This is a genomic window from Rhizobium nepotum 39/7 (genome assembly GCF_000949865.1).
GTDB lineage: Bacteria > Pseudomonadota > Alphaproteobacteria > Rhizobiales > Rhizobiaceae > Agrobacterium > Agrobacterium nepotum.
This window is the reverse complement of sequence record NZ_JWJH01000015.1, coordinates 129,569-142,412: the sequence shown is the minus strand read 5'-3', so window position 1 is coordinate 142,412 and position 12,844 is coordinate 129,569. Positions and strand designations below refer to the sequence as shown.

General features: G+C 61.0%; 7 protein-coding genes and 1 tRNA gene. 3 read left to right on the top strand and 5 right to left on the bottom strand.

The window, feature by feature from the left end:
• Positions 1-269: 269 nt before the first annotated feature.
• The 5 genes from RS75_RS16635 to RS75_RS16615 form a co-directional block, all read right to left on the bottom strand.
• Positions 270-345, bottom strand: a tRNA-Phe gene (locus tag RS75_RS16635).
• Positions 346-643: 298 nt separating this feature from the next.
• A complete protein-coding gene (locus RS75_RS16630; RefSeq protein WP_045022270.1) occupies positions 644-1,066 on the bottom strand; it encodes a hypothetical protein in 423 nt (140 codons plus the stop codon).
• Positions 1,067-1,212: 146 nt separating this feature from the next.
• The gene (locus RS75_RS16625) at positions 1,213-3,429 is read right to left on the bottom strand and encodes a 3-hydroxyacyl-CoA dehydrogenase NAD-binding domain-containing protein (RefSeq protein ID WP_045022268.1); all 2,217 of its coding nucleotides are present in this window, start codon (positions 3,427-3,429) and stop codon (positions 1,213-1,215) included.
• A 148-nt stretch (positions 3,430-3,577) separates the two neighbouring features.
• Positions 3,578-4,786: an acetyl-CoA C-acetyltransferase gene (locus tag RS75_RS16620; protein ID WP_045022266.1), complete on the bottom strand. Its 1,209-nt coding sequence runs from the start codon at positions 4,784-4,786 to the stop codon at positions 3,578-3,580.
• A gap of 32 nt (positions 4,787-4,818) precedes the next feature.
• On the bottom strand, positions 4,819-6,615 hold the full coding sequence (locus tag RS75_RS16615) for an acyl-CoA dehydrogenase C-terminal domain-containing protein (protein WP_045022264.1): 1,797 nt from the start codon (positions 6,613-6,615) through the stop codon (positions 4,819-4,821).
• Positions 6,616-6,993: 378 nt separating this feature from the next.
• On the opposite strand from RS75_RS16615, the gene podJ reads away from it, so the two are divergent.
• The 3 genes from podJ to RS75_RS16600 all read left to right on the top strand — a co-directional run bounded on the left by podJ (position 6,994) and on the right by RS75_RS16600 (position 12,796).
• Positions 6,994-10,782 carry a cell division protein PodJ gene (gene podJ / locus RS75_RS16610; RefSeq protein WP_084687008.1) on the top strand — a complete coding sequence of 1,263 codons (3,789 nt, stop codon included), beginning with the start codon at positions 6,994-6,996 and terminating at the stop codon, positions 10,780-10,782.
• A 263-nt stretch (positions 10,783-11,045) separates the two neighbouring features.
• Positions 11,046-11,972: a sulfite exporter TauE/SafE family protein gene (locus RS75_RS16605; RefSeq protein WP_045022339.1), complete on the top strand. Its 927-nt coding sequence runs from the start codon at positions 11,046-11,048 to the stop codon at positions 11,970-11,972.
• Positions 11,969-12,796, top strand: a complete 828-nt coding sequence (locus RS75_RS16600; protein ID WP_045022262.1) for a TIGR02186 family protein — start codon at positions 11,969-11,971, stop codon at positions 12,794-12,796. Before RS75_RS16605 ends, RS75_RS16600 begins: the two co-directional genes overlap by 4 nt.
• Positions 12,797-12,844 lie beyond the last annotated feature (48 nt).

Sequence of the window (12,844 nt, the reverse complement as noted above, 5' to 3'; positions counted from 1 at the left end):
TTTCCTGAAGGTCAGGGAAACTCTCCTGCTGCGGGCTGTCCTTACGCCATTCACGATATCCGATTTGCGCGCCGGAATTTCATGTGTCCAGTCGTAACGGCCAGCATCTCCAAGCAAGATGCCTGAGCGAGGGGCAAGCACAACGCCACACATGGCCGGTCCGTGCAAAACCACATGATAGACAGCCACTGATCGAAATCCTTGGCTACACATCGCAAACGGGAAAACCCGGCACGCAGTCAACTCATAAACAATATAATTGAGAAGAATGGTGCCCGGAGGCGGATTTGAACCACCGACACGCGGATTTTCAATCCGCTGCTCTACCAACTGAGCTATCCGGGCACTTCAGGTCCTTGAAGAACCTCCGCTTTTGGCGGGCGGGGCCGTTTTGGTGCCCCGAAAGTGAGCGGGGTTATAACATCTTGTTCGGACATGGCAAGCGCCATGGCGAAGTTTTTTGACAGTTTTTTCACGGCGCCTGTGGATGGCTGGAATACAGGCTCGGTAGAGGACAAATCATGCGTCGACAGCACTGCATTCATCCTCCGCTAAAGCCAGCACCACCTCTTGGCCCGTCCCAGCCGACGCTTTCCACAACGAGCCGCGTCGCCTTTGCGGTGGCAGCGGAAGGGCTGGCTGCTCAAGCTCCTTCCCTGTGGCGTGCGGCAAGGCCGAGGGCGAAAGGCACGATGGCCACCAGCGCCGCCACGACGGGGGAGGAAGCGAAGATGCGGCTGGCGAGCGAGGTGACGGCAACGGAGCGCACCACCGTCATCAGGCGCGAATTCTCGCGGTCCTTGTCGTGCCTGATATCTGCGGGTTTATGGCGGACCGGATGGGAGGCGGCCTCCAGCTTTTTCACATCGCGGCGAATTTTTTCCAGCTGTTTGCGGAGATCGTCCAATTCTGCGCGTATCGATGGTTCCGTCGTGGCGGAAGCACGCGCCTGTCGGGCAGCGGGTTTTTCGACCTTCTTCTCCGCAGCCTCTTCGTCCAGCTCAGCCAGATGGTCTTCAAGGTCGGTCGGCTTGTCGAAACCATGAGATCGCAGTGGTGCTTTCATCGCTGTCTCCTGAGGCGTTTTTGGGTTAGCCGGGCGTTCCTCGCCCGATCTCGCCTTTTCAACGCCTCAGCCGGGCAAAGGATGCACATAAAGCGACATAAAAAAACAGGCCCCGAAGGGCCTGTTCACTTGTTCGCCTTGAAGGCTTATGCCGCTTTCGCGGTGCTGGCATAGGGATCGAAACGTCCGTAGAATGTCTCGCCCTTGGCAGCCATGTCCTCCAGCAGCGGCGTCGGCCTGAAGTGCTGGCCATAGCTCTCGCTCAGCTTCTCGGCGAGCGCCACGAAATTCTTCACGCCCATGCCGTCGATATAGGAGAGCGCGCCGCCGGTGTAGGGCGCAAAGCCGAAACCGAGGATGGAGCCGACATCGGCTTCACGCGGGTCGGTGACGATGCCTTCTTCCACCGTGCGGGCGGCTTCCAACGCCACCGTGACCAGGAAGCGCTGTTTCAGCACCTCCATATCGATATCTTCAGGCTTCTGTTGGGGATAGAGATCCTTCAGGCCGGGCCAGAGGGACTTCTTGGCGGGCTTTGGCGGGTAATCGTAAAAGCCCTTGGCGTTCTTGCGGCCAAAACGGCCCTCGCCTTCCACAAGCTTCTTCACCAGCTCCATATGGCGCGGATCGACGGCCTTTTCACCGAGATCGGCAACCGTGGCTTTCAGGATCTTGTAGGAAAGATCGATCGCCACCTCGTCGTTCAGCGCCAGCGGACCGACCGGCATGCCGGCGAATTTCGCGGCGTTTTCGATCATGGCGGGCGGCACGCCCTCGATCAGCATGTCATAGCTTTCCGCCATGTAGCGCAGCACGCAGCGATTGACGAAGAAGCCGCGCGTGTCGTTGACGACGATCGGCGTCTTCTTGATCTTCGCCACGTAGTCCAGCGCCACGGCGAGCGCCTTGTCGCCCGTTTCCTTGCCGAGGATCACTTCCGTCAGCATCATCTTCTCGACCGGCGAGAAGAAATGGATGCCGATGAAATCCGCCGGGCGCTTGGAGTTCTTCGCAAGCCCTGATATCGGCAGGGTGGAAGTGTTGGAGGCGAAGATCGCTCCTTCAGGCAACACGGCTTCCACGGCCTGGATGACGGCTTTTTTCACGTCGCGGTCTTCGAAGACGGCCTCGATGACGAGATCGGCGTCAGACAATGCAGTGTAATCCGCCGTGGGGGTGACGAGGTCGAGCAAAGCCTTGCCTTCGTCCTGCGTCAGCCTGCCCTTGCCGATGGCGGCCTTGACGCTTTCTTCGCAATGGCCCTTGCCCTTGTCGGCCGCTTCCTGGTCGCGATCCACCAGCACAACGGGGATACCGGCTGCGGCTGTGACATAAGCGACAGCCGCACCCATAAAGCCCGCGCCGACGACGCCGACTTTCTTGAATTCCGTCTTAGGTTGACCGGCCGGGCGGCGGGCGCCCTTGCCCAACTCCTGCATGGAAACGAACAGCGAGCGGATCATGCCAAAGGCTTCCTTCGAGCGAAGGATTTCGGTGAAATAACGCTGCTCTACCTTCAGCGCCGTATCGAAGGGCAATTGCAGGCCCTCATAGACGCACTTCAGAATGGCAAGTGCTGCCGGATAGTTGCCGGCGCTTTCACGGCGCAGGATCGCCGGAGCGGCCGGCCAGAGCTGAGCGGCGGCCGGCGTCCAGATGCCGCCGCCGGGCGCCTTGAAGCCCTTTTCATCCCAGGGGGCAACCGGCTTCAGGCCGTCCTTGATCATCTGCTTGGCAGCGGAAATAAGCTGATCCGGCTCCACCACCTGATGCACCAGCCCCATGGCCTTGGCCCGTGCGCCGGTCAGCGACTGGCCCGTGGTCATCATCTGCAACGCCGATTGCGCATCGGTGAGGCGCGGCACGCGCTGGGTGCCACCGGCACCGGGGAAGATGCCGACCTTGACTTCCGGCAGGGCGATCTTGAGGCTCTTGGCACTCGACGCGACACGGCCGTGGCAGGCGAGCGACAGCTCGAAAGCGCCGCCCATGCAGGTGCCGTTGATGGCCGAAACCCACGGCTTGCCGTTGGTTTCGATCTTGCGGAACAGGCCAGTCATGCGGCCGACCAGTTCGAACAGCTTGGCGGCTGCCTGATCCGGGTCCTTCGCCTTCTCGTCATTGTAGAAGGAGAACATCGACTTGATCATCGAAAGATCGGCACCGCCGGAAAACGTGCTCTTGCCGGAGGTGAAGACAACACCCTTGACGGCAGCGTCGGCGACAGTTGCGTCAACGATGGCGTTCAGTTCGTCCATCACCTCGGAAGTGAAGACATTCATGGACTTTTCCGGCATGTCCCAGGTGACAAGGGCGATGCCGTCTGCGTCTGTCTCGATGGTGAAATTGGTATAAGTGCTCATTTTGGGATTCCTCTTCCCTGAATCTTAATGGCCGCTTCGCTTTCTCCGTCATCCTCGGGCTTGACCCGAGGATCTAAGCACCGGGGATAGATCCTCGGGTCAAGCCCGAGGATGACGGAGGAGCCGTTGCGGTATCAGCCGAAGCCTCTTAAACCCGCTCGATCACGGTCGCCGTGCCCATGCCCGCGCCGATGCAGAGCGTGACGAGCGCCACGTTGAGATCGCGCCGCTCCAGCTCGTCCAGCACCGTGCCGAGGATCATCGCGCCCGTTGCGCCCAACGGATGGCCCATGGCGATTGCGCCGCCATTGACGTTCATCTTGTCGTGGCTGATATCGAAAGCCTGCATGTAACGCAGCACGACGGCGGCGAAGGCTTCGTTGAGTTCGAAAAGATCGATATCCGCAATCTTCATACCGGTCTTTTTAAGAAGCTTCTCGGTCACATCCACCGGGCCGGTCAGCATCAGCGCCGGATCGGAACCGATATTGGCGAAAGCCCTGATGCGGGCACGCGGTTTCACGCCCATCGCCTCGCCGCCCGCCTTCGAACCAACCAGCACGGCAGCAGCGCCATCAACGATACCGGACGAATTGCCGGCATGATGCACGTAGTTGATCCGCTCCACTTCCGGGTGGGCCATGATGCCGACGGCTTCGAAGCCGCCCATTTCACCCGGCATCTGGAAGGAGGGGTTGAGGGAGGCCAGCGCCTGCATGTCCGTACCGGGACGCATATGCTCGTCGCGATCGAGGATCGTCAGGCCGTTGCGGTCCTTCACCGGGATCACGGACTTGTTGAAATAGCCCTTTTCCCAGGCATGTGCGGCGCGCTTCTGGCTTTCGACAGCATAGGCATCGACGTCGTCACGGGAAAAACCGTATTTGGTGGCGATGAGATCGGCCGACACGCCCTGCGGCATGAAGAAGGCGGGGAAGTTGACCGAGGGGTCCATGTACCAGGCGCCGCCCGACATGCCCATGCCGACGCGGGACATGCTTTCCACGCCACCGGCGATGACGATATCGTCAGACCCCGCCTTGACCTTACCGGCCGCGAAATTGATGGCGTCCAGACCCGAGGCGCAGAAGCGCGAGATCTGCATGCCCGGCGCCTTGTTGGAATAACCGGCCTCGAAGGCGGCGGCTTTCGGGATCACCGCACCGGCATCCATGACAGGATCGACGCAGCCCATGATGATGTCATCGACAGCAGATGTATCCAGCCCGTTGCGGTCGCGGATGGCTTCCAGCGTCTTGGCGGCAAGACGAACGGAGGGCACCTCGTGCAGGCTGCCATCCTTCTTACCGCGTCCGCGCGGGGTGCGGACATGGTCGTAGATATAAACGTCGGTCATTAACTCTCTCCCTCGGCGCTTGAAACGCCCTGTCAGAATGCTTCCGCAGCCAGTTCCATCGTGGTGTCCGCGCCGGTTTCGATGCGGGCCTTGCGCAGCGCCGTTTCCGGCATGATGCGCTCCATGTAAAACTTCGCCGTGACAAGCTTGGTCTTGAGGTAATCCTCGTCCGAAGTGCTACCTGTCGCAAGGGCTTCGCTCGCGGCCTTGGCCATGCGGGCCTGCATGTAACCCAGCACCACGATGCCGAAGAGGTGCATATAGTCGGTCGAACCGGCACCGGCATTGTCGGGCTTGGCCATGGCATTCTGCATGAACCACATGGTTGCGGCCTGAAGGTCGTTCAAGCCCTTCTTCAGACCCTTGGTGTAAAGGGCAAGCTTTTCGTCGGCGCGGTTTTCCTCGCAGAAATCCCCGATTTCCTTGAACAAAGCCATGACGGCGCGGCCGCCATTCATGCCGAGCTTGCGGCCGACCAGATCGAGCGCCTGAATGCCGTTGGCGCCCTCATAGATCATGGTGATACGCGCATCGCGGACATATTGGCTCATGCCGTGTTCCTCGATATAGCCGTGACCGCCGAAGACCTGCTGCGCCATGACGGCATGGTCGAAGCCCTTGTCGGTCAACACGCCCTTCAGGATCGGCGTCACGAGGCTGAGCAGATCATCCGCCGCCTGACGCTCTTTCTCATCGGTTGAACGGTGGGCGATATCGGATTGCAGCGCCGTCCACAGAAGGAAGGCACGACCGGCTTCGTTATAGGCCTTGATGGTCATCAGCGTGCGGCGGATATCGGGATGCACGATGATCGGATCGGCCTTCTTTTCGGGGAATTTCGCACCCGAAAGCGAGCGGCCCTGAATGCGATCGCGGGCATATTCGACAGCGTTCTGATAGGCGATCTCGCCAACCGAAAGCCCCTGCAGGCCGACGCCGAGGCGGGCCTCATTCATCATCACGAACATGGCGGAGAGACCCTTGTTCTCCGCGCCCAGCAGGTAACCCGTTGCATCGTCGTAGTTCATGACGCAGGTGGCGTTGCCGTGAATGCCCATCTTGTGTTCGATCGCACCGCAGGTGACGCCGTTGCGCTCGCCGAGCGAACCATCTTCCTTCACAAGGAACTTCGGCACGATGAACAGCGAAATGCCCTTGGTGCCTTCTGGCGCGCCTTCGATGCGGGCAATCACCAGATGGACGATATTATCCGTCATGGAATGTTCGCCGGCCGAAATGAAGATCTTCTGGCCGGAAATCCTGTAGCTGCCGTCGCCCTGCGGAACCGCCTTGGTGCGCAAGAGGCCGAGATCGGTGCCGCAATGGGGTTCCGTCAGGTTCATGGTGCCGGACCACGTGCCTTCGACCATCTTCGGCAGATAGGTTTCTTTCTGTTCCTGCGTGCCGTGCACGAGAACGGCGGCGATGGCGCCCTGCGTCAGGCCGGGATACATCATCAGCGACAGGTTGGCGGACGACATATATTCGCCGATCGCGGCATGCAGCGTGTAGGGTAGCCCCTGCCCGCCGAATTCCGGCGGAACGGCAAGACCGATCCAGCCGCCTTCACAATAGGCGTCATAGGCCTGCTTGAAACCATCAGGCACGGAAACCGAACCGTCATCGGCACGCTTGCAGCCCTGTTGGTCGCCGGAAAGATTGAGAGGGAAAAGCCGCTCTTCGGCAAGCTTTGCCGCCTCGCCGGTGATCGCCTCGATCATGTCGGGGGTTGCATCCTCGAAGCCGGGCAGGTTGTTATACCGCTCGAGGCCAAGAACGTCGTTCAGAATAAAAAGCGTGTCTTTGACTGGGGCCTTGTAAACAGGCATTACCGATGTTCCTCCGCATCGTGAAAGCCGGAGCCGATCCGGCCAATATGGGATGACAATATTTGACGTGCGCGTAAACGTCAAATAAATTCCGGCGGAATGTCACCTCCCTTTTTCCGCCGAATGCATGCCTCTTCCCCATGCGAAATCGCCGTGCGCCACAAAAGTTAAAAAATTCCAACCTTAGTTAACCACTTCTTTACCACGTTTCGTGAATTCTCCGACAAGAGGTAACTGCTTCGTCAATCGGCGCATTTCCCTCCAAGGGGGCAAATATCGGCTCTAGAATTGCTGAATGTGCGGCGACGGCATGACCAGACAGGCAACCGTCGCGACAAACAACCGGGCACGCCGGACGGAAGCGAAGCGAGCGAGAAGATGAACGGATTGCGATCGAAAAACCAACAGCCAAGCGACAGGTCGTCTCTTGATGCTCTCAATCGCACCATTGAAGGCCTTGAAGCCCGTATCGAAGGGCTGATGAGCCAGAAGTTTCCGCGCGATCCTCGGGCCGCGAGCCCTGTGCAGGAACCGAAAAACGAGGCTTATGCCGCCCCGCGCGAGCCGCGCGCCACCGTCACCCCGCCGCAGCTCGACCCCGTCAACGAAATCCGCCAGCGCCAACGCCTTCTCGAGGCGAGCTTCCAGCGCCCGCAGGAGCCCGTTGCGCGCCCGGAACGAACCATCACCAGACCGCTTGCGCCGGAATACCGGCCGAACGACGTACAGAGCGCGGCAACCAATCCCGCACCGCGCGCACGCTCCATCCCGCCCTATCAGGAGCAGCAGCGCAATGACGTGGCGTTGCAGGAGATCGCGCAGGCACTCGTCAACCTGCGGCACGAGCTGAAGAACGATATTTCCGAAGGCGTGGCGCGAGAGGCGCAGGGGCTGCGTGCCGAAATCCGCAATATTCGCGCAATCGCGGAAGACCAGCAGTTCATCGGCGATCTGCGCGACGATATTGCACGGCTTGCCGGCAGCATCGACCAGCTCGGTAACCTCGCATCTCCGGATGCCTACGGGCTGCGCAATGAATTCGAAGACCTGCGTCTCACCATCGACCAGCTTGCGCGCGAAGACAGCGTTCACCGCATCGAAAGCCGCTGGAACACGGTGGAAGACACGTTGCGCGGTTTCGATGCGGCCTCGCTGCAGGATGAAATCGTCTCGCTCGCCTATCGTCTCGACGACATCAAGACCCAGCTCGGCGGCATGAGCAGCAATCCGGCCGTGCGCGTGCTCGAAGAAAAGCTGATCACGATTGCGAGCGCCGTGGAGCAACTCGGCAAGCATATGCAGCCCAACGAGGCGGCCTTTAGCGAACAGTTTTCCGGTCTCGACCAGCGGCTGGACGAAATAAGCCGTGCGATTGCCGCGACCGGCGCCCGCTCGAATGCGCAGGCCACGGACAATGCGCTCGCCCAGCGGTTGGAAACTCGCCTCAACGGCCTTTCCGAACAACTCGGCGATATCAACCGCCTTGCCGCCGTCAAGCCTGAACCGACTCTGGATCTCACTGCCCGTCTTGAAACGCTGGCGGCCAAGATCGACGAATTGAGCACCGCGCGCGACGCCGCACAGCTGCATGAGCGGCTGGACCAGCTTTCCCTGCTTCTGGAGCGGTCGCAGCGCCCGTCGCAGCAGGCGGAACTGACATCCTTCCTCAGCGATATTTCCCGCAAGATCGACGCGCTGGATCACGGCACCGTCAATGACGGTCTGGCGGAACGGCTCGACACGCTTTCGCGGCGGATCGAGGATCTCGACTATCGCTACAGCCAGCCGCAGCCGGTCGCCGGCTTCAACGAGAGCGCCTTTTCGCGTCTGGAAGAGCGGCTTGGCAATATTGCGGCCCGTCTGGACGAATCCACCCATGCCGCACCGGCCGACAGCGGCGCGCTGGCGAGCCTCGAAAACCAGATATCCCACCTCTCCTCGCTGATCAGCCAGCCGGGTCACCACCAGCCGGCAGGCATGTCGCCTGAACTCGATGCCCGCATGTCGGCGATCGAGGACTATATGTCCTCCAACGACGAATATATCATCGAAGCGGCGCGGCAGGCGGCTGAGGCCGTTCTGGACGCCTTTACACGCAACAATATCTCCGCCGGCACAAACCTCGCCGACATGACGATGCTGACCGATCTCGCCACCGATCTGCGCAGCCTCGAGGCACTGAGCCGCAACACCGAAGAACGCACGCACCGCACCTTCGAGGCGCTGCACGAGACGCTGGTGCAGATCGCCGGCCGGCTCGACAGCCTCGACAATCGCGATGCCGCTCCCGCCTATCGCGGAGAGGCAGCACCACGCAACGTCGCGCAGCATATGGTCGCTTCCGCTCGCGAAGATGTGGCCATGCCGGCCGCCATCTTCCCGCAGGACGGTTATATCGCCGAAGAACAGGCCATTCTCGACACTGTGCGGAACGCCTACGAAAACGATGCGGATGTGGTGGCGATCGTGCCGCCCGCCTCTGCAAATCCCGCAAAAGCAGAAAAAACGAGCCTGCTTGCCGGCCTGACGAAGCGTTTCAAAACCGGCACGGCGAAGACCGCTCAATCGGCATCGGAACCCGTATCGGCGACCACCACGCGCACGCAGGTGGAACCCGCTCCCTCGCTCGATCCGATCGACGCTCTGCCCGCGGGTCAGGAGAACGAACTTCTGGAGCCCGGTTCTGGGGCGCCTGATATCAAGAAGATACTGGAGCGGGTGCGCGCCAGCCAGGTCGCCGCCAACGGCAAGGCTGCGGACGCCGAAGGGCGGACGGATTTCATAGCCGCCGCCCGTCGTGCAGCGCAGGCCGCCGCCATGGAGACATCGCCGGAGAAGCTTGAAACCGGCAAGAAGAGCCGCAAAGCCGACACTTCGGCGCTCTCGCGCTATCGCCGCCCGCTGCTGCTCGGCATCGGCGCCATTCTTCTCGCCATGATGGCCATGCCGCTCGTCAAGTCGATGATCGGCGGCGCGGAAGCCCCGATTGAGGCACCGGCACCGGTCATCGAACAGAAAATGGACAATGCTCCGGTCTCCGCACTTCCCGAGACCGGCGACAAGGCCGTCACCATCCCTTCCGATCTCGCCATCGACCCGCAGCAGGCGGCATCCGCCGACAGCATCGAAAATGCGGCATCGCCGGAAAACACCATCGATCCGCGTACCATCGGCGGCGCACCGCTGGCCAACAAACCGCCGAGCGCCGGTGCTCCGACGGTGGATGCAGCGACCTCCGGCACAGTTGCGCAGAACCAGCAGCAGGCACCGGCGCAAGCCGTTGCCCCCGCCACCTCCGCCCAGAACGCGATTGCGGTTCCCGCAGGGGTCGAGCCGGCATCGCTGACGGAAGCGGCAGCAAAGGGCGATACACAGGCGCTGTACGAGATCGCAGCCCGCTACACCGAAGGTCGCGGCCTTGCCGCCGATCGCACGGAAGCCGCAAAATGGTACAAGCTGGCTGCAGATCGCGGTCTTGCTCCTGCGCAATATCGCCTTGCCAATCTTTACGAGAAGGCGAATGGCGTCGAGCGCAACCTTTCCGAAGCGAAGCGCTACTACACGCTGGCGGCGGAACAGGGCAATGCAGGCGCAATGCACAATCTCGCCGTCCTGCTCGCCTCCGACGCGGCTGGCCAGCCGGATTTCGCGGCCGCTGCGCAATGGTTCATCAAGGCTTCCGAACTCGGCGTCCGCGATAGCCAGTTCAACCTCGCCATTCTCTATGCACGCGGAAGCGGCGTGAAGCAGGATATCGAAGAGTCCTACAAGTGGTTTTCCATTGCAGCCAAGGATGGCGACACGGATGCCGCCCAGAAGCGCGACGAGGTTGCCGGGGCGATGGAGCCGCAACAGCTTCAGAGCGCCCGTACGAAAGCCGACGCATGGAAGGTCAAGCCGCTTTCGGAAGACGCCAACAACGTCAATCCACCCGATGAATGGGCCGGCAAAGAGGGCGTGAAGACCGCTTCCGTGGACATGGAAAAAGCGATCCGCAACATTCAGGCGATCCTGAACAAGAACGGTTTCGACGCCGGGCAGCCCGATGGCAAGCTTGGCAAGAACACGGTTACGGCCATCAAGGACTTCCAGAAATCCGTGGGCCAGACGCCTGACGGGCGCATCACCAACGAGCTGGTGACCGCCCTGCTCGCCCGCAACAAATAACCGTTCGGCAACGATTGGAGCGGCCGCATGGGCCGCTTTCCCACAGTTTGGCGTCGGAATGTGGCGCAGCCCCCACGCCCGACCTCTATCTTTCCAAATTATCAACGTATTTACCGTTGAATGTTGACACGTCAGACCCTCGCGGGCATGACGAATGAAGGCGGGGCATGCCCGGTCTTTTCAGACAGAAAATGTAAATCGCGGCGCGGCCTCCCACCCGGACAGGCCCTGTCGCCCGGAACCATTTGCCCGAGGTCCGAGCCGTGACTGTCTATCTGCCGATCGCAGAACTGTCGGTGAATATTTTCATCATTCTCGGCATGGGCGCGGCCGTCGGTTTTCTTTCCGGCATGTTCGGCGTGGGCGGCGGTTTTCTCATCACCCCGCTGTTGATTTTCTACAATATTCCGCCCGTGGTGGCCGTGGCGACTGGTGCGAACCAGGTGGTGGCCTCCTCCGTCTCCGGCTCCATCACGCATTTCCGACGCGGAACACTGGATGTGAAGCTCGGCAGTGTACTGCTTGTGGGCGGTCTTCTGGGCGCCACGGTCGGCGTATGGATATTCTCCTATCTGCGCAGCATCGGCCAACTCGATCTCATCGTTTCGCTGCTCTACGTCGTCCTGCTCGGCACCGTCGGCACGTTGATGCTCAAGGAAAGCATTTCCGCGCTTCGCCGTGCCGCCCGCAACGAAACCGTGACCTTGCGCCGTCCCGGCCATCACAACTGGGTTCACCGCCTGCCGCTTAAAATGCGGTTCAAGAAATCGAAGATCTATCTCAGCATCATCCCGATCGTCACGCTGGGGTTCGGCATCGGCATCCTGACCTCGATCATGGGCGTCGGCGGCGGCTTCATCATGGTTCCGGCCATGATCTATCTTCTGCGCATCCCAACCAGCGTCGTCGTCGGCACCTCGCTGTTCCAGATCATTTTCGTGACCGCCTATACGACCATCGTTCAGGCCGCGACGAACTATTCCGTCGATGTGGTGCTGGCCTTCATCCTGATGGTGGCCGGTGTCATCGGTGCACAATATGGCGTGCGCGTGGGGCAGAAGTTGCGCGGCGAACAATTGCGCGCGCTGCTGGCGCTGCTGGTGCTCGCGGTCGCCCTTCGCCTTGCCGTGGCACTGGTGGTGCGCCCGGAAGACCTGTTTTCGGTCGCTGTCGGAGGGTTAGGCTATTGACCCGCCGCCTGCTGATCGCCGCACTTCTTCTCTCGCCATGTCTTGCCTTTTGGGAAACGGCTTCGGCGCAGACGCCGCCGCTTGCCCTGCCGCCCGGAACGCAGCAGCGATCCTTGCAGGAAAATATCGAGATCGGCGCATCGACGACGGAAATTCCCATCGCCTCGGATTTTCGCGGGGCGGATTTCACGCTCTTCGGTGCTCTCAACAATACCGACCAGCTGCTGCTGGCAATCGGGCAATATGATATCGTCGTGACCCTCGAAGGTCCCAGCGATTACATGACCGTGCGCAAGAAAGAGCGTGTGGCCGGCATCTGGATCAATACCAGCGCCATCACCTTCACGCCGCTGCCGGAATCCTATTCCATGGCCAGCACCCGCGATATCAGCGCCATCGCTTCGCCCGGCGCATTGCGGGCAATGGGGCTGGGTGTCGAACACCTGTCGCTCAAAAGTGCCGTATTCTCCGGCGTGCCCGACAATGTCTTCGATTTCCAGGAGGCCTACCGGCGGCTCAAGCTTTCAAGCGGCATTTATCGCAACGACACGACCGGGGTGAGGCTGGAACGCACCGGCCTGTTCTGGGCAACATTGCGCCTGCCCGCCAACGTGCCGAACGGCGTACACACCGCCCGCGCCTATCTCTTCAAGAGCGGTAACTTCATCGCCCAGCGCGAGCTGAAACTGCGTGTCGTCAAGACCGGCATGGAACAGGCGATCACCGACGCGGCGCATCAGACGCCGCTTGCCTATGGCGCGCTGTGCGTTCTGCTGGCCGTCGTCACCGGCTGGGGTGCGAGTATTATTTTCCGCAAGGACTGAGTTTTCATCCGGCAAAAGAGAGTGTCCGCCGCCCGCGCAGGGCAAACC